A 16,299-nucleotide genomic window follows, 5' to 3' on the forward strand; every position below is an offset into this window, starting at 1 on the left:
CGTCCGCTGATCACCCCCGGGCAGCCTCGGTGACGTACGACGGCGACGGGCGCTCCGCCCGCCGACCCCGCTCACCAGGAAGGTTTCCCGTGCAGCCGAGGATCAACGGATTCGACTACCAGCGCGTCACAGTCGCCGACGGCGTGACGCTCACCGCCGCCGTGGGTGGTTCCGGGCCACCGATCGTGCTGTTGCACGGGTTCCCGCAGACCCACCTGATGTGGCGGCACGTAGCGGCCGATCTGGCCGCCGACCACACGGTCATCTGCCCCGACCTGCGGGGCTACGGTGACAGCGACAAGCCCGTGGACAGCGACGGCACGGCGTACGCCAAGCGGACCATGGCCGCCGACGTCGTGGCGCTGGCCGGCGCGCTCGGCCACGGTCGCTTCGCCCTTGCCGGACACGACCGGGGCGCCCTGGTCGCGTTCCGCGCCGGCCTCGACCACCCGGCGGCGATCAGCCGGCTCGCCCTGCTCGACGTGCTGCCCACGCTGGACATGTGGGACGTGCTGCACGGCGTCGACGCCGCGGTCGCCTTCCACCTGTACCTCATGGCGCAACCGCCGGGCCTGCCCGAGAAGATGATCGGCGCCAGCCCCGACGCGTTCTTCGGCCACTTCCTCGACGTCTGGACCCGCGACGAGGACGCGCTGCCGCCCGAGGCGCGTGCCGCGTACCTGCGCGCGTCCCGGAACGCGGTCACCTCGATCGTGGCCGACTACCGGGCGTCCGCAGGCATCGACGTCGTCCACGACACTGCCGACCGGACGGCGGGCAACCGGCTGCGGATGCCGGTGACGGTGCTCCAGCAGGACTGGGGCGCGGCGCTCGGCTACGACGCGGCGGCGGTGTGGCGGGCCTGGGCCCCGGACCTGGAGCACCAGACGGTCACCTGCGGCCACTTCATGGCGGAGGAGGCGCCGGCAGTGGTCGTCCGGGCGCTGCGCGACCTGCTGCTGCGCTGATACGCGAGCGGCTCTGACCTGCGGAAATACGACGTTGCGTCGGGTGGACGGAACCTGGTCGCCGGTGCTACACAAGCAGATACCGGCAGCCAACGGCGGCGAGTCGCCCATCGCCTCGACCATCGACCGTCCACACGCCACCGGCGAATCTGATCGTGCGCGCGAGCTGACACGACATCGGCCCGGAGGCGAGCCGGCGCTCATGGTCCGATCAAGGAGTCGCCGTGGGACATCTCCGCCCCCGGGCCAAGAACCAACCCTTCGAGGTTGCCGCACTGGTCACGACGCCCATCTGTGGGTTCCTCCTGCTCGTGCTCGACGTCCGATCACCGTCGGTCCAACTGTCCATGCCGGAACCCCTCCAGCTCGGCTGGGAGGTAGCCCTGATCGTGGTCGGCGTGGGTGGGCTGTCGGGCATCCTGTGGCCCGGCCGGCTCTCCACCGGCCTCGGTATCGAGTTCGCCTCCGTCCTGGTGCTCGGCACCATCACCGGCATGTACGCGGTGGCGCTGGTGGCGGTGGCCGGCGCACAGGGCCTCGTCGCGGCGTCGTTGATCAGCGCGGTGCCACTGGGCGCCTTCTGGCGGGCCGCCCAGGTCGCCGCCGACCTGCGCTGTCTGGCCTACGACCACCAGTGCGCGACGCACCGACGGGTCGTGGGAGGTGTCACGTGATCTCGGCACCGACACCCGAAGCACCGCAGTGGGTCCAGGTGCTGCTCAGCCTGCTCGGCATCCTCGGTGGGACGACAGGCCTGGCCGCCATCGCCACGGTCGTGTCGCAGCGCGGCAAGTTCAAGGCCGACGCCGCCGACACGTTGACGGAGGCCGCGCTGACGCTCGTGCAGCCCCTGCAGATGCGGATCACCGAGTTGGAGAGCCAGGCGGTGACCTCGCGATCCGAGCTGGGGCTGCTGCGCGAGCAGGTCAACCAGTTGCAGTTCGTCGTCCGGGTGCTGACCCGCACGCTGGACAGGTGGCGTACGGCGGTGCACGCCCCCGACGCCACCCTGCGCAAGATCCGGGCGGTGGTCGCGGAGTCCGAGCGGCTGTCCGAGGACCGGTGACGGGCCCCGCCAACGGCTCATCCGCCATCCGGGGAGCGCAGCCGGCCGACGAGGTCGCGGACGGCCGCCCGGAACGCGGGGTCGGACTCGCCCGGGTGGTGTCCGCGCACCGGTGGCGGTCGACGCTCCCCGGGTGACGGCAGCAGGGCCGTGGGATCGCGCAGCCGCCGGTCCACGCGGCCGGCCGGATCGGCCTCCTCCGGCGGCGGATCGCCGGGCCGGTGCGCCGCGAAGATCCAACCGCCGACCGGGTCGGTGTCCCGCCAGAGGTTGAGCCACCGCCATTCGACCCGCTCCCCCACCTCGCGCAGCACCGTCTCGTCGAGGTACGCCGGAAAGAGCCGGGCGTAGAGGCGGTCCAGCGGGGAACCGTAGGTGAGCAGCGCGACCCGCCGGCGCACGGTCGGCGGCAGCCGCAGCACCGCGAGGGCCAGCAACGCCGACCCGTGACTGTGCCCGCACAGCAGCACCCCGGCGTGCCGCTCGGTCAGGCGACCGATCCGGTCGGCCAGCTCCGGCACCGCCCGGTCGGCGTAGCTCGGGGGCGCGAACGGGTGGGCGGCCCGGGGCCAGAAGGTGCCCAGGTCCCAGAGGATCCCGACGTGCCGGCGGAACCACGCCGTCCGGTAGGCGAACAGACCTCCCAACACCAACGCGAGGAGCACCGCGGCGAGGAGGTAGGTGCCCCCCGCGAGCCCCATCCCGACCGCACCGGCCGGCAGCCGGAGATAGTGCCGCGCCAGCTCGTCCGGCTCGTGCCCGAACTGCCCGAGCAGACTCGTGGCCAGCCCGACCACCGCCAGAGACGCGTACGTGGCCGCCAGCAGGCCCACCCACTCGGTGAACCGCGCCCGGGCCACCGCCTTGGTGACCCGCCGCAACCGTCCGGTCGCCTCCGGCGGCGGCGCGGGAAAGTCGCGGGCGACGATCGCCTCCGCCGCCCCGCGACGGCGACGCCGGGACAGGAGGGTCATCGCCCCGCACAGCAGCACCGCCACGGCCACGTGCAGGAAGAAGGCCAGCAGCGTCCAGCGGTACGGCAGCGGCGGCCCTCCGTCGCTGCGGTAGCCACCGAGCAGCACCCCCGCCTGGTAGACCAGACCGGCGGAGAACGCACCGGTCAGGCCGACCGCGATGGCCGCGATCAGCGCCGCGCCCAGCCCTCGGGGCAGCGCGGACCGACCGCGGTGCCACAGCACCACGCCGCTGAGCACCACCAGCAGCACCATCTGGCCGAGCAGGGCGCCGCCGGCGATCCCGTCGTAGCCGGGGAGCCCGGCCGAGGACGGCCAGCCGCGCTCGTCGCGCGCGACGACCACCAGGGTCGCCACCGTCAGACCCGCCGCCACCACGCCCGTCGCGCGGGCGGTCACCGTGGCGGTGCGGGCGGTCGCTGCCCGGTCGATCAGCCCCGGGGCGGCGAGCAGACCGACGCCTGCCACCAGGACCGCCACGCTGAGCGTCAGCAGCAGCGTCGTCCCGGGCGTCGCGCCGCCGCCGCGACGGGCCGTGAGGAGCAGAACGTCGAGGACGGCGAGCGCGGCGGCGACGTGGATCGCCCGCAGCCGCACCACAAGCGGCTCCACCGCCCACAATGGGTTGCCGGCCGGGCGGGAGCGGCGGGTGCCGAGCAGCCGCAGGCCCCCGACGGCAACGATCGGCAGCAGCGCCGACACGGCCAGCCGCTGCCCGACAGGTCTGTCGTCCAGCCCGGCCACGGTGTCGAAGGGCGCGCGACAGGCTGCCGCGCCGAGACACCGCCAGGCGAGCAGGTCGAGGGCGACCCCGGCCATGGACACCACGTACACCACCGTGAGGTTGAGCGCGAGGAGCCGGCACAGCACGGTGACCCCGGCGGCGCCGCTGCCGGTGGGCCGCATCCACACCGCCGCGTTGCTGAGCATGAACGGCAGCAGGAGGACCATGGCGAGCGTCCGGGCCACAGTGCCCGCGGGCAGGTCACCCCAGCGGTACGCCTCGAGCGTCACCCCGTCCGGATCGGTGCCGTCCGACCCGTCGCGGCGGTGGAAGCCTCCCCGGGCGTCGCCCGCGACCTGCCGTACCCGCTCCGCGCCCAGGATGACCGAGGGTCGCGCCCCCGACACGCCGTGCACCCGCAACTCCACCACGTCGTCGCAGCGCGGTTGGTCGCCGTGGCGCGACGCTGCCTGCGGCATCGGGGCAGCTACGCGAGGAGGTCCGACGCCACGGTCCAGAGCCGCTCGGCGTTGCCCGGATCGACCGCGTACGCCGCGACGCCGGTGTAGTCGGCGGGCCGCTCCGTCCTCACCGGCGCCTCGGCGCAGTCCTCGAAGTAGCGACCGCCCACGCCGTCCAGGAGGGGGGACGCGGCGAGCAGCACCGAGGTGGCAGCGCCCTGCTGCGGTGTCTTCTGCCGCTCCTTCGGGGTACGCAGCCCGCCGGTGTGCTTCTGCAGACCGGTGGCGATCGCGCCGGGGTTCAGCGCGTTGGTGTGGATGCCCTCGCCGGACCAGCGGCGGTTCGCCTCGACGGCCAGCAACGCCTCGGCGCTCTTGGACTGCCCGTACGCCAGCAGCGGATCGTACGGGCGGAACGCGAAGTGCAGGTCGTCGAAGACCACGGGCGAGAAGAGGTTGCCGCTGGAGCTCACCGACACCACCCGGGCGCCACCGGCCGCGGCGAGCGCGTCGTGCAGGCCGACGGTCAGCGCGAAGTGCCCCATGAAGTTGGTGGCGAACTGCATCTCCCAGCCCTCGGCGGTGCGCTCCAGCTCGGGCAGCGCCATGATCCCGGCGTTGTTGACCAGGATGTGCAGCGGCTGGTCCCAGCCGGCGACGAATCGGCGTACCGAATCCTGGTCGGCCAGGTCCAGCTCGCGGGCCGTGACCCGGTCCGCGCCGATGCTGGCCGCGATGTCGGCGGCGGCCTGCTCACCCGCGCTGACCCGGCGTACCCCGAGCACCACCTCGGCCCCGGCGGCGGCCAGCGAGCGGGCGGTCTCGACGCCGATGCCTGCGGCGCCTCCGGTGATGACGGCCCGCTTGCCGCTCAGGTCGACTCCGGCGAGGACCTCGTCGGCGGTCGAGGCGAAGCCGAATGGCGTCGTGATTCGCTCAGTCATCTCTGCCCCTTGTCTCGAACACGCTTCCTGCCAAACACTGTCACCCGGCCACCGCCGGTTATCCGGGTTCCTGGTTTTCCTGGTAGTGGCAGGACCAGGCTGGGCGGGCCGGGCGGGCTCCTACGATGGGCGGGTGAGCACGGCCGGCCCGCTGGGCGAATTCCTGCGCGCCCGGCGCGACCTGGTCGGTCCGTCCGACGTCGGGCTGCCGGCACACGGCCGACGGCGGGTGCCCGGCCTGCGGCGCGAGGAGCTGGCCCTGCTGGCCGGCATCAGCGCCGACTACTACCTGCGGCTGGAGCAGGGCCGTGACCGGCACCCGTCGGCGCAGGTGCTCGACGCGCTGGCCCGGGCGCTGCTGCTCGACGCGGAGGCCACGGCGCACCTGCGTCGCCTCGGCGGTCAGGCGCCCGCCGGCCGGCCGGTACGACGCCCGGAGCGGGTGCCGGTGGGCATCCGACAGTTGGTCGGTTCGTGGTCGCGGACACCCGCGTTCGTGCACGGGCGGCACCTGGACGTGCTCTTCGCCAACCCGATGGCGACCGCGCTGGCGCCGATCTACCGGCTCGGGGTGAACCTGCTGCGCGCGGTCTTCCTGGACCCGCGCGTGCCGGCGCTCTACCCGGCCTCCGAGGCGGTCGCGGCCACCGCGGTGGCCGGCCTGCGGGCCCAGGTCGGCGTCGAGGTGGACGATCCCCGGCTCACCGAGCTGGTCGAGGAGTTGGCCGCCGGCAGCGAGCGGTTCCGGCGGTTGTGGGCCCGGCACGACGTCGCCGCCCGCGCGGGCGGTGGGCTACGGGTCTTCCGGCATCCGGTCGTGGGCGAGCTGGAGCTGCGCTACGAGAAGCTCACGATCAACGGGACGAGTCAGTCACTTGTCGTCTACCACGCCGAGCCGGACAGCCCGTCCGACCGCGCGCTCGCCCGGCTTGGTGCAGTCGTTTCAGCGCCCGACGCGAACAAAAACCACTAAATTCTCTTGTATAAGCCTATGGAGTGGCCGCCCGTTCGGCGACCACCACCGAGATGCCGTCGAGGACGCGTTGCAGGCCGAACTCAAAGGCGTACTCCGGGCCGTACGCTGCGCCGTGCTGCTGGCCCGCCGCCGTGCCGACGCGGGACGCGGTCGGGTACCTGTCGGCCGTCAGGAACGTCTCCAGCCAGGGCGCGTGCGACTGCCACCACTGGCCGTCGGTCATGCCGGTCTCCCGCTCCAGGTCGACCACCTCGGACGCGGCGCGCGCGGAACTCTTCACGTGCCCGAGGACGAGCGTGAGCACCGCGTCCATCTCGACGTCGGTGAGCCCGATGTCGGCGACCGCGCCGAGTTCGTGGTCGTACTTGGCGACCAGGTGCGGGCCGAGCACCGGGCGGGTCGTCTCGGCCCGCAGCATCCAGCGGTGGCGCTGGTAGAGCGCCAGGTTGTCGCGGGCGATCCGCTCCAGCCGGGCCCGCCAGTCACCCTCGACGGCGGAACGCGGCATCTCGCCGTACGCGGTGTCGATCATGACGTCGACGAGTTCGGCCTTGCCCGGCACGTACGTGTAGACGGACATGGTGCCGACACCCAACGCCTCACCGACCCGGCGCATGGTCAACGCGTCGAGGCCCTCGGCGTCGGCGATGTCGATCGCGGCGCGGACGATCCGGTCGACGCTGAGCCCCTGCCCGGCGCTGCGGCTGGTCGGTTCCCGGGTGCGCCAGAGGATGGCCAGGCTGCGGGCCGGATCCGCTGTCGCCTTGCGCTCACTCGCCATGGTGCGGCCATCCTAGCAACGCGGTCGTACGTCGTACGTCGGCCGCCGGGCCGGCCTGGTCACACCTCCTCGCGGTCGTCGGACAGCGCCGGCCCGGCGGCGGCCGGCACCAGGTGGCGTACCTGCGTTTCGCCGTCGGTCAGCTCCCGCGCCCGCGCCTCGGCCTCCCGGTCCTCACCCGTCAGCCGGCCGCCGTGCTGGCGCAGGTGCTCGTCCCAGGACGGCACCAGGTACACCTCGACGAACCGGTCCGTCGTCTCGGCCGGCCGGAACAGCCCCCAGCGCATCGCGCCGGTGCGCTGCCGGGCGCCGCGCACCACGTCCATGGCCGCCAGGAACGGTCCCGTCCGCTCCGGCCGGACCGTGTACTGCACCGTCACCAGCACCGGTCCGACCCCCGGGTCCGGCTCGTGCGCCAGGTGCAGTTGCGGCCAGTAGGCCGACGGTTCCCGGTTCACGGTGCGCAGGTCCGGCAGCGGCCAGATCCGGCTCGTCACGGTCCCGACGAACATCAACGCCGCCGCCGCGAGGTAGGCGAGGACCAGCCCGCCCATGTCGGCCACCAGACCCCACCCGAAGGCGCCGACGGCCTGCCCGCCGGCGAAACACACCTGGTAGACGGCCAGCCCCCGGGCCCGTACCCAGCTCGGCAGGAAGAGCTGCATCTCGGCGTTGACGTTGGCCAGCACCGTCACCCAGGCCATCCCGGCCGGCAGCAGGGCGAGCAGCACCAGCGGCACCACCCGTACGGTGCCCAGCACCGCCAGCGCGACGGTGAACAGCGCACCGGCGATGAGCAGGAGTTGGTTGGCCGACAGCCGGGTCCGGATCACGGCCAGCAGCACGCCACCCACGATGGCGCCCACCCCGAGGGCGGCCAGCAGCAGCCCGTACCCGCCGGAGCCCAGCCCGAGCCGCCGGGCCGCCACCAACGGCAGCAGCGCCCACAGCGCGCTGGCCGGGATCACGAAGACCAACGCGCGGCGCAGCAGCCGGCGCACGATCGGCGAGTGGCGTACGTAGCGGCTGCCGGCGCGCAGCGCGGCGGTGAACCGCTCGGGCACCTCGACGGCGCGAGCGGTGCTCGGCCGCCAGCGCCACAGCGCGAACGCGAAGATGGCGAACGCGACCGCGTTGAGGCCGAAGACCGGGGCGACGCCGGTCCGGGCGATCAGCACGCCGGCCACCGCGGGCCCCACCGCCCGCGCGACGTTCACGCTTATCGAGCCGAGCGCGGACGCCGACCGCAACTGCTCCTGCGGTACCAGCTCCGGGATCACCGCCGACCAGGCCGGCAGGGTGAGCGCCTGCCCGACCCCGAACGCGAAGGTGAGGGTGAGCAGCAGGGCCGGCGGCATCCGGTCGGTCAGGGTGAGCAGGGTCAACGCCACCGCCACGGCGACCAGGAACACCTGCACGGCGATCAGCAGATGCCGGCGGTCGAAGCTGTCGGCCAGGACCCCGGCGGGCAGCGCCAGCAGCAGGACCGGCAGCAGGCTGGCGGTCTGCACCAGCGCGACGAGCGTGGAGGCGTTGGAGTGGTGGATCAGCAGCCACTGCGCGCCGACGGTCTGCATCCAGGTGCCGACGTTGGCAGCCAGGAGGGCCAGCCAGAGATTGCGGTAGACGGCGCCGCGCAGGGGTGCCCACGCGGAGGCCGGACGGTCCTCCGCTCCGGCTGCCGCCGTCACCACCGCCCGTCCGCGCGCAGCACGCGCTCACCGGAGACGTACAGGTCGTCGGGTTGCAGCAGCAGCAGCCGGACGACCTCGGTGGCGACCTGTTCGGGCAGGGCGTACACCTCGTCGAGGAACTCGGCGCCGACGCGTTCCTGCAGGCGGGTCGGCATCGGCCCCGGATGCAGCTGCATCACCTTGACCCGGTTGCTGTGCTGGGCCTGGGCCAGCGACTCGACGAGGCTGCTGCCGTAGCTCTTGGTCGCCCGGTAGATCGGGATGCCGGGTCGGGGGGCCGCCAGCGCCATGGCGCCGATGTACACCACGTTCCCGTAGCCCTGCCGGTGCAGCTGCTCCAGCGCCTCCCGCAGCAGGTACGTCGTACCCAGGACGTTGATCTCGACGGCCCGCCGAATGTGTTCCACGGACAGGTCGCCGAGGTCGCCGCCCGCCCACATCGACGCGCACGCCGCCACCCCGTCGACGGTGCCGTAGCGCCCCACCACCTCGGCGAACGCGTCCCGGACCTGCTCGTAGGAGGAGACGTCACAGACCGCGCCGCCGCACCCCAGTTCATCGGTAGTCGCGGCGACCTCGGCCGGCTCGTTGCCGAACACCACGACCTGGTGCTCGTCGACAAGCAGTCGGGCCACCGCGAGACCCAGCCCGCTGGTCCCGCCCACCACAACGAAGGTTCTGGCACCCATGTCACTCCAGCCGCCGCCACCAGGTCACGCGGAACGCGTGACGGCGCGTTCTTCCCGTTTCCGGACCCCGCACACCCGCCCCGGCCGGTAGTGCTGGGCATACCCCGGAAAGGGGATCTGGACGGCTGGGGCGGCTTCCGGCCGGCGATTAGCGTCTGCGGCATGACCTCGGAACACCCTTCCCACCTGGCCGCGTCGCTGCGCCGCCGCGACTGGCTGATCTCCGCCTGGCCGTGGCGTGCGCTGGCCTACCTGGTCAGCACCGTGCCGATCGCCAGCGTGCTCACCGTCGGGCTGCTCGTCATCGGCGCGCCCCTGCTGCCCGTCCTCAGCACGCTCCGCCGGGAGGGCCGACCGCCGAGCATCGCGCTGATGCTGTTCCTGATTACCGGCAGCATCATCCTGGTGGGGTTGGCTCCGATCCTGAGCTTCGTGGTGGGCGCCGTCGAGCGGTGGCGGATCCGGCTCGTCGACAACCGTCCGCTGCCCTCGTCGCCGTGGCCGGGCCTGGCCGCCCGCTACCGCAGCGCCGCTACCTGGCGGGAGGTCGCGTACCTGTTCTGGCTGGGCGGTTTCGTGCCCGTCGCGTACTGGGTGTTCCTGGTGCTGGTGCTGCTCGACGTCGGGATGGTCACCAGCCCCTGGCTGGCCGGGAACAGCGAACCGGTAGTGATCTGGCGGCCGATCGAGAGCACCGGCGAAGCCGTCCCGTACGCGATCGTGGGAGTGCTGCTCCTCCCGGTGCTCTGCTACGGGGTGGGGCTGCTCGCCGCCGGGCAGGCCGCCATCGCCCGGTGGGCGCTGACCTCGCCTGTCGACGCGGCCGCGCTGCGCGAGGTCGCCCGGTCCCGCACCCGGCTCGTCGGGGCGTACGAGGCGGAACGGCGCCGCATCGAGCGGGACCTGCACGACGGCGCACAGCCCCGGCTGACCAGCCTCACCCTCCAGCTCGGCCTGGCTCGGCTGGACGTGCCCGAGGACTCCCCCGCCGCCCGGCCCCTCGCCGTGGCGCACGACCAGGCGCGCGGGCTGATGGTGATGTTGCGGCAGTTGGTGCACGGTATCCGGCCGCAGAGCCTCACCGACCTCGGTCTCGCCGGTGCGGTACGCGAGCTGGCCGACGCCGCTCCCGTCGCGGTCACCGCGCACGCCGACATCGACGGGGAACTGCCGGAGATCGTCGAGACCACCGCGTACTTCGTGGTGTCCGAGGCGTTGAGCAACGTGGCCCGGCACGCCGCGGCGACACGCGCCGAGGTGCGCCTGTCCCGGGTCGGCGGCGACCTCGTGGTCGAGGTGTCCGACGACGGGCGCGGCGGCGCCGACCCGGCCCAGGGCACCGGCCTGACCGGTCTCGCCGACCGGGTCGCCGCCGCCGACGGACGGCTGTTGCTGTCCAGCCCGCCCGGCGGGCCTACCCTGGTCCGGGTGGAGCTGCCATGTCGCCGCTGACCCGGGTGGTGCTCGCCGAGGACGAGGTGCTGCTGCGCGAGGGCCTGGTCGCGCTGCTGACCCGCTTCGACTTCACCGTGTGCGCCGCCGTCGGCTCCGCGCCGGAACTGCTGGACGCGGCCCGCACACACCAACCCGATCTGGTGCTGACGGACATCCGGATGCCCCCCGGTCGGCGCGACGACGGGCTGCGCGCGGCCGTCGCGCTGCGCGCCGAGCGGCCCGGCCTGCCGGTGGTGGTCCTGAGTCAGTTCGTGCAGACGGGGTACGCGGCGGCGCTGCTGGACAGCGGCGACGGCCAGCGGGTCGGCTACCTGCTCAAGGACCGGGTGGCCGAGGTGACCGAGTTCGTCGACACGCTGCGCCGGGTCACCGGCGGCGGCACCGCCATCGACCCGGACGTGGTGCGGCAACTGCTGCACCGCCCCCGCGACCCGCTCGCCGCGCTCTCCGCCCGGGAACGCGAGGTGCTGGCGCTGCTGGCCGAGGGCCGCTCCAACGCCTCGATCGCCGCCCGGCTGCACGTCACCGAGGCCGCCGTCGGCAAGCACGTCGGCAACATCCTGCTGAAGCTCGACCTGCCACCCAGCGACGACACCAACCGTCGGGTACTCGCCGTACTCACCTATCTGCGCGCCGACCCGGTGGGCTGACCAGCGCCGGGCCCGGTCCGGGCCCGGCGGCGCGCGGCGTAGATTCGAGCACCGGCACCGCCGCCGGTCCAGGGCGCGGGCCAGGAGACGGGAGTACGGCATGGCGGAGGCGCTGCGGGTTGGTCTGCTGGGGTACGGGCTGGCGGGTCGGGTGTTCCACGCGCCGCTGATCGCCGCGACACCCGGGCTTCGGCTGGACGCCATCGTGACCCGCGATCCGCAGCGGCGCGAGCAGGCGCACCAGCACTTCCCCGACGCCCGCCTGGTCGACGACGCCGACGAGCTGTGGCGTACCCCGGAAGCTCTGGACCTGGTGGTGGTCGCGACGCCGAACCGGCAGCACGTGCCGATGGCGCGGGCGGCGCTCGCTGCCGGCCTGCCGGTCGTCGTCGACAAGCCCCTGGCCCCCACCGCCGCCGACGCCCGGGCGCTGGTCGAGGAGGCCGACCGCCTCCGAGTGCCGCTGACGGTGTTCCAGAACCGCCGCTGGGACGGCGACTTCCTGACCGCTCGCGGGCTCGTGGAGCGGGGCGAGCTGGGTCGGGTGCTGCGCTTCGAGTCCCGGTTCGAGCGGTTCCGCCCGGCGATCAAGCCGGGCTGGCGCGAGCTCGCCGGGCCGGAGGAGGCCGGCGGGGCCCTGTTCGACCTGGGCGCGCACCTCATCGACCAGGCCGTGCAGCTCTTCGGCACGGTCGAGCGGGTCTACGCCGAGGTGGACCGCCGCCGCGCGGGCGCCGAGGTCGACGACGACGCGTTCGTGGCGTTGACCCACGCCAACGGCGTGCACTCACACCTGTGGATGGGTGCGGTGACCGCTCAGCTCGGGCCGCGGCTGCGGGTGTTGGGCGACCGGGCCGGCTACACGACGTACGGGCTGGACGTGCAGGAGGCGGCGCTGCACGACGGCGGCCGCCCGGACCAGCCCGGCTGGGGCGAGGTGCCGCCGGAGCGGTACGGCCTGCTCGGCGTCGACGGTGACCTGCGGCCGGTGCCGACCGTGCCCGGGGCGTACCAGAGCTTCTACGCCCAGGTGGCGGCGGCGCTGCGCGACGGCACGCCGATGCCGGTGGACCCGCGCGACTCGGCCGCCACTGTCGAGCTGATCGAGCTGGCGCACCGGTCGGCGGCCGAGGGTGTGGTGCTGCCGGTCCCGACCGCCTGATCCGGGGGATACGACTCCTGGACGCCACCGCGGGGGTGGACACGACGACCGCACCACTGTCGCAGGACCAGTTCGAGGAAGCGATGGCGGCAGCGGCCCGAGCGCAACTGGCAGTGGTCAATGCCATGCGCCGATCTGTCGGACGGAATCAGGGGCCGCTGTCGACCTGGGTGGGTGGCGCGAACGGCCGCCCGGCGCCTTGGCAGACCCAGCAGGCCTGACCTGCTCCAACCGTCGTCGCCGGTGTCGTGATCGGCGGGACACGCCCTGGCCGCCGGGGTCCTTTGTGGTGCCCGAAAACCGGTGGAGTGGCGCCGCTCTGCGCCGTTACCGTGCTGCCGAACCTGTCGTCTAGGCGAGGACGTTCCGTTGTACACCCTGTGAGACCTCCCGAGCGCTGATCCGCGCGTCGCGCCTGTGCGCCGCGCTCCTTTTGCTGCGGACTTCTCACTGAAACCGGTGTACCTCTGTGCTCATCAACTGGGCCGTCGTGCCCACCCGCCTGCCCATAATCCGCCGCCGATGCCACGTGTGCGCGTCCGCACACTTCCGGCCGAGCGGCAGATTCCGCGTCAACGCCAACCACAAGCTCATCGACATCTGGCTCCTCGCGCTCTGTACCGGGTGCGGGGACACGGTGAAGCTCGAGGTCCTGGAGCGGACGACAGTGCGCTCCATCCCAGCCGAGCTGCTCGACCGGCTGCACGACAACGACAGTCGCCTGATCGCCGAGCTGCTCCAGGATCCGATCGTGCAGCGTCGCAATCGATTCGTCCTGGACTGGGACGACGCCTGGCGTCTCGACACCTTCGGATCCGATCACCTGGACCGCGACATCGTCGAGGTCGCGGTCCGCTTCGCGGCGCGCATCCCCGTCCGGCCCGCACGACTGATCGCAGCGGGTTTCGGCCTGTCCCGGGCCGAGGTCGACAGGATGACTGAGGAGGGGAAGCTCGTGTCGACAGTGCGCCTGAGCGGCAGGCTGTCCGGCGACTTCACCTTCACGCTCAAGCGCTGAGCCTCCTCGGAATCACGGGCCTGTCCGGCGTTGTCTCGCCGGGCAGGCCCAATGGCGCGTCCTGCCGATCTTGGTAGCCGAACGGCCCGGCCGTAAGGTGCTCGTCATGATCGAGGAGGCGGCATGCCGTTGACGAATCCGTGGCTGGCCGGGCCCACGCCGGCTGGACGCCTCGATCGCGAACGGCTCGAAGAGCGCATTCTCCACCTGCTGTCGTCGCAGAACATGTGCGTGCTCGCGACCACGGGTCCGGACGGGCCGATTGCCACCCCGGTGCGGTACTACTCGCTCGACTTCACAGTGCTGTTCACTGCCGCGCCCCGTTCGCCGAAGATGCGCAACATCGCTGCCGATCCACGGGTGTCCGTCGGGATCTTCGCGCCGCTGGTCGGGCTGGCCAGCAGCCGCGGGGCCCAGTTGTTCGGCGCGGCCCGGGTACTCGACCCGGGGCATCCCGACCGTGCGCACTACTGGGAGGCGTTCCGATGGGAGAACGAACACGCCGAGCGGGGGCGGCCGCTGTCCGAGCCACCCGAGGACACCCTGGTCGTCGTTGAGGCCGAGCGGATCGTCTACACGGAGCACTGGCTGCGACGTGAGGGGTTGGCACCCCGCCAGTTCTGGCGTCGCTGAGGATGCCTGCAGCGGCCGGTCACGCAAGCCAACTGATGGCGGCGATCAGGCCTGGTGCAGGGGTGGGCACCCTAGTCGGTGTCCTGCTCGGAAGGGGCGTCGTCCGGCGTCCGGGCGTCGTCGTCGGTCAACGCGTCGTCCGACGGGGTGGCGAGGTCGGCGAGCCGGCGCTCGGCCTCCCGAATTTCCTCGGCGAGCCTGGGGTTCTCCTCGTCGGGAGCCTGCGACATGGGCGACCTCCATCGGGCGCGGACCACCCCCGCGTACCCAGCCTGCCGTGGGGAACACGGGGATGCGCGGACCAGCCCTTGATCAGGTGATGAGAAACAGGTCCAGGAGTCCTCTCCGACCTACTTTTCATCACATGATCAAGCGGACCCGCCAGCCGGTCATGCCGATCGACGAAGGCCCGTGTCCTTGGCGTTCGCGGCTGACGTCGCCTCGGTCATGCTGCAGAAGCGGTGACCTACGAGCGAGCTGTCGCCAGGCGTCGGGGGGGACGTGCCGCGTGGCGGAAGATGAACACCGGGCGGGCCGGGGCGCACTGGGCGGGGAGCCCAGGAGCGTTGCCGGCCCGGCCCGGTGCCGGATCAGCGCTGCTTCAGCTCGCGCCAGGATGGGTGGGTGCCGCGCCAGGCGTCGGCGAGGATGGCCGCCGAGGCCCGGCTTGGGCACTGCTGCACCCGCTCACGACCCGACGCCCCACCGATCTGGGCGCGGACCTCCCAACCCTGCCCGTCAGTACGGATGTACACGTCCCGGCGCCCGCGCGGGGTCGTGTCACCGTTCCACCAGTGTTCCTCCACCTTCATTCGCCGACCGTAACGCAATTTTCGTGCTGGGGGTACGGCGCAGGTGAGCATGAACCGGCGTGATAGCCACAATTCCGACACAGTTCCACCTGTGCGGGCGACGGGGAGGAACCGCATCGGCGATTCCTCCCCGTCCTGAGCGATGAATCAGGTGGCCGTCACATACCGCTGAGCACGCCCGCCAGGGTGTTGGCCAGCTTGTCCTGCCCGGAGGGGCTGGGATGCGGCGACCCTCCCTCCGCGGTGACCTGAATGTCACCCGGAGTGAACGGCGGCGGGAACGCCACCCGCACCGCCGGGTCGAACGGGACACCGAGCTGGATGGCCCAGTTGAGATCGTTGATCACACCCCGCACGGTGCCCACCCAGAGCGGGTCGATGAGCGGTTGCAGCGTCGACACCGGCGCCGCGGGCACGTAGGACTGCAGGCCGGTCGGCAGCAGCGACTTGAGCTTGACCCAGCCGTACTGGCCGACGTCGAGGTTCGCCGGGGTGATGTCGTAGTACAGCATCCACACGACCTTGTCCGCACCGGCGGCCAGCAACGAGTTGACGATCGCTGTGGCGTCGGCGGTGATGCCTGCGTACTGGGCCGGACCGGTGTAGCGCGGCACCCCGATGTTGATGTAGTAGTCCTCACCGACCGGCAGATCCAGCCAGAAGTTGCAACCGCCGCCGTTGGTGACGATGCCGGCCTTGCCGCCCACGGCGGCCCACTCGAAGCGGAACACGCCGTACGGGTCCAGGGCCTCCGCCGCGAACTCGAGCCCGCGACACATGCTCAGCCGGGTCAGGACGGTGTTCCAGTTGGTGTTGTTCACCCCGCCGGTGGTGGCGTGGTACGCGTTGTGCCCGTCCGCCTTGGCCTTGGCGATGCGAGCGGTGGCGAGGCCGAGCGGGCTGGCCACCCGACCCCAGCCGTTGCCGCACGCGTCGGGGCCGGCGCGACCGGCGATGATGTCGCCGGTGCCGTACCCGGTGCGCGCGTAGTTGTCGTAGTCGACGATGCTGCCGTCCATGTCGAAGTAGCGCCGGCCGTAGCTGTAGACGCCGTTGTTGCCCGGCATGCCACGGTTGTCGGACGAGGTCATCGGGCAACCGGGGCCCACTCCGAAGCCGAACTGGTGGTGCGACGAGCTGATCGAGTCCCCGGTCAGGGTCAGGACCGTGTCGTCGGAGACGGTCTGCACCTCACGACAGCGGATGCGGTCCTTGTTCGCGTCCACAAGGGTGGGGTTGCCGCTCACGTTCGGACAGCCGGTCGGCGGCGGGGGTGGCGGCGAACCTGGTCC

The 16,299-nt window shown here is 72.5% G+C and carries 17 protein-coding genes; 9 read left to right on the plus strand and 8 right to left on the minus strand.

Annotated elements, in window-relative coordinates; genetic code table 11:
- Positions 1-89 precede the first annotated feature (89 nt).
- The 3 genes from ACGFIE_RS21005 to ACGFIE_RS21015 all read left to right on the plus strand — a co-directional run bounded on the left by ACGFIE_RS21005 (position 90) and on the right by ACGFIE_RS21015 (position 2,034).
- Positions 90-968, plus strand: a complete 879-nt coding sequence (locus ACGFIE_RS21005; RefSeq protein ID WP_393296886.1) for an alpha/beta fold hydrolase — start codon at positions 90-92, stop codon at positions 966-968.
- Positions 969-1,192: 224 nt separating this feature from the next.
- A complete protein-coding gene (locus ACGFIE_RS21010; RefSeq protein WP_393296888.1) occupies positions 1,193-1,642 on the plus strand; it encodes a hypothetical protein in 450 nt (149 codons plus the stop codon).
- Positions 1,639-2,034, plus strand: coding sequence for a hypothetical protein (locus tag ACGFIE_RS21015; RefSeq protein WP_393296890.1), 396 nt, complete (start codon positions 1,639-1,641; stop codon positions 2,032-2,034). The genes ACGFIE_RS21010 and ACGFIE_RS21015 overlap by 4 nt, the downstream gene beginning before the upstream one ends.
- A gap of 17 nt (positions 2,035-2,051) precedes the next feature.
- Here ACGFIE_RS21015 and ACGFIE_RS21020 read toward each other — a convergent pair whose 3' ends face one another.
- Together ACGFIE_RS21020 and ACGFIE_RS21025 are read right to left on the minus strand one after the other, a co-directional pair.
- Complete coding sequence (locus ACGFIE_RS21020; RefSeq protein WP_393296892.1) at positions 2,052-4,211, minus strand: hypothetical protein; 2,160 nt, start codon at positions 4,209-4,211, stop codon at positions 2,052-2,054.
- 8 nt (positions 4,212-4,219) lie between these two features.
- Complete coding sequence (locus tag ACGFIE_RS21025) at positions 4,220-5,137, minus strand: SDR family NAD(P)-dependent oxidoreductase (protein WP_393296894.1); 918 nt, start codon at positions 5,135-5,137, stop codon at positions 4,220-4,222.
- Between the two features lie 133 nt (positions 5,138-5,270).
- Between ACGFIE_RS21025 and ACGFIE_RS21030 the strand changes: the two genes are divergently transcribed.
- Positions 5,271-6,110, plus strand: coding sequence for a helix-turn-helix transcriptional regulator (locus ACGFIE_RS21030; RefSeq protein WP_363688533.1), 840 nt, complete (start codon positions 5,271-5,273; stop codon positions 6,108-6,110).
- Between the two features lie 16 nt (positions 6,111-6,126).
- Here the strand turns inward: ACGFIE_RS21030 and ACGFIE_RS21035 are convergent, their stop codons facing one another.
- From ACGFIE_RS21035 to ACGFIE_RS21045, 3 genes are read right to left on the minus strand one after another with little or no spacing between them, the layout of a single operon-like run.
- Positions 6,127-6,894 (minus strand): TetR/AcrR family transcriptional regulator, encoded by a 768-nt coding sequence (locus tag ACGFIE_RS21035; protein WP_393296896.1) that lies wholly within the window; start codon positions 6,892-6,894, stop codon positions 6,127-6,129.
- A 59-nt stretch (positions 6,895-6,953) separates the two neighbouring features.
- Entirely contained in the window at positions 6,954-8,588 is a 1,635-nt protein-coding gene (locus ACGFIE_RS21040; protein WP_363688529.1) for an MFS transporter, read from the minus strand.
- On the minus strand, positions 8,582-9,277 hold the full coding sequence (locus tag ACGFIE_RS21045; RefSeq protein ID WP_363688527.1) for an SDR family oxidoreductase: 696 nt from the start codon (positions 9,275-9,277) through the stop codon (positions 8,582-8,584). The genes ACGFIE_RS21040 and ACGFIE_RS21045 overlap by 7 nt, the downstream gene beginning before the upstream one ends.
- A 162-nt stretch (positions 9,278-9,439) precedes the next feature.
- Between ACGFIE_RS21045 and ACGFIE_RS21050 the strand changes: the two genes are divergently transcribed.
- The 5 genes from ACGFIE_RS21050 (at position 9,440) to ACGFIE_RS21070 (ending at position 14,195) form a co-directional block, all read left to right on the plus strand.
- Positions 9,440-10,729, plus strand: a complete 1,290-nt coding sequence (locus tag ACGFIE_RS21050) for a sensor histidine kinase (protein ID WP_393296899.1) — start codon at positions 9,440-9,442, stop codon at positions 10,727-10,729.
- Positions 10,717-11,382 (plus strand): response regulator, encoded by a 666-nt coding sequence (locus ACGFIE_RS21055; protein ID WP_393296901.1) that lies wholly within the window; start codon positions 10,717-10,719, stop codon positions 11,380-11,382. The genes ACGFIE_RS21050 and ACGFIE_RS21055 overlap by 13 nt, the downstream gene beginning before the upstream one ends.
- Before the next feature lie 100 nt (positions 11,383-11,482).
- Positions 11,483-12,544, plus strand: coding sequence for a Gfo/Idh/MocA family oxidoreductase (locus tag ACGFIE_RS21060; RefSeq protein WP_393296903.1), 1,062 nt, complete (start codon positions 11,483-11,485; stop codon positions 12,542-12,544).
- A 529-nt stretch (positions 12,545-13,073) separates the two neighbouring features.
- The gene (locus ACGFIE_RS21065) at positions 13,074-13,562 is read left to right on the plus strand and encodes a DUF1062 domain-containing protein (RefSeq protein ID WP_393296905.1); all 489 of its coding nucleotides are present in this window, start codon (positions 13,074-13,076) and stop codon (positions 13,560-13,562) included.
- A 123-nt stretch (positions 13,563-13,685) separates the two neighbouring features.
- Entirely contained in the window at positions 13,686-14,195 is a 510-nt protein-coding gene (locus tag ACGFIE_RS21070) for a pyridoxamine 5'-phosphate oxidase family protein (protein WP_363688515.1), read from the plus strand.
- A 71-nt stretch (positions 14,196-14,266) separates the two neighbouring features.
- Here ACGFIE_RS21070 and ACGFIE_RS21075 read toward each other — a convergent pair whose 3' ends face one another.
- From ACGFIE_RS21075 to ACGFIE_RS21085, 3 genes are all read right to left on the minus strand, one after another.
- Positions 14,267-14,425: a hypothetical protein gene (locus ACGFIE_RS21075; protein ID WP_363688513.1), complete on the minus strand. Its 159-nt coding sequence runs from the start codon at positions 14,423-14,425 to the stop codon at positions 14,267-14,269.
- 360 nt (positions 14,426-14,785) lie between these two features.
- Positions 14,786-15,007 carry a hypothetical protein gene (locus ACGFIE_RS21080; protein WP_030335934.1) on the minus strand — a complete coding sequence of 74 codons (222 nt, stop codon included), beginning with the start codon at positions 15,005-15,007 and terminating at the stop codon, positions 14,786-14,788.
- A 158-nt stretch (positions 15,008-15,165) separates the two neighbouring features.
- The gene (locus ACGFIE_RS21085) at positions 15,166-16,254 is read right to left on the minus strand and encodes a hypothetical protein (protein ID WP_393296908.1); all 1,089 of its coding nucleotides are present in this window, start codon (positions 16,252-16,254) and stop codon (positions 15,166-15,168) included.
- Positions 16,255-16,299 lie beyond the last annotated feature (45 nt).

This window comes from Micromonospora sp. NPDC049275, assembly GCF_043197115.1.
Classification (GTDB): Bacteria; Actinomycetota; Actinomycetes; order Mycobacteriales; family Micromonosporaceae; genus Micromonospora.

What these genes read in the sequence shown, in the direction of transcription:
- ACGFIE_RS21070 (WP_363688515.1), top strand. Translation starts at nt 13,686, where the DNA reads ATGCCGTTGACGAATCCGTGGCTGGCCGGGCCCACGCCGGCTGGACGC.
- ACGFIE_RS21075 (WP_363688513.1), bottom strand. Translation starts at nt 14,425, where the DNA reads ATGTCGCAGGCTCCCGACGAGGAGAACCCCAGGCTCGCCGAGGAAATT.
- ACGFIE_RS21045 (WP_363688527.1), bottom strand. Translation starts at nt 9,277, where the DNA reads ATGGGTGCCAGAACCTTCGTTGTGGTGGGCGGGACCAGCGGGCTGGGT.
- ACGFIE_RS21055 (WP_393296901.1), top strand. Translation starts at nt 10,717, where the DNA reads ATGTCGCCGCTGACCCGGGTGGTGCTCGCCGAGGACGAGGTGCTGCTG.
- ACGFIE_RS21060 (WP_393296903.1), top strand. Translation starts at nt 11,483, where the DNA reads ATGGCGGAGGCGCTGCGGGTTGGTCTGCTGGGGTACGGGCTGGCGGGT.
- ACGFIE_RS21020 (WP_393296892.1), bottom strand. Translation starts at nt 4,211, where the DNA reads ATGCCGCAGGCAGCGTCGCGCCACGGCGACCAACCGCGCTGCGACGAC.
- ACGFIE_RS21025 (WP_393296894.1), bottom strand. Translation starts at nt 5,137, where the DNA reads ATGACTGAGCGAATCACGACGCCATTCGGCTTCGCCTCGACCGCCGAC.
- ACGFIE_RS21080 (WP_030335934.1), bottom strand. Translation starts at nt 15,007, where the DNA reads ATGAAGGTGGAGGAACACTGGTGGAACGGTGACACGACCCCGCGCGGG.
- ACGFIE_RS21035 (WP_393296896.1), bottom strand. Translation starts at nt 6,894, where the DNA reads ATGGCGAGTGAGCGCAAGGCGACAGCGGATCCGGCCCGCAGCCTGGCC.
- ACGFIE_RS21050 (WP_393296899.1), top strand. Translation starts at nt 9,440, where the DNA reads ATGACCTCGGAACACCCTTCCCACCTGGCCGCGTCGCTGCGCCGCCGC.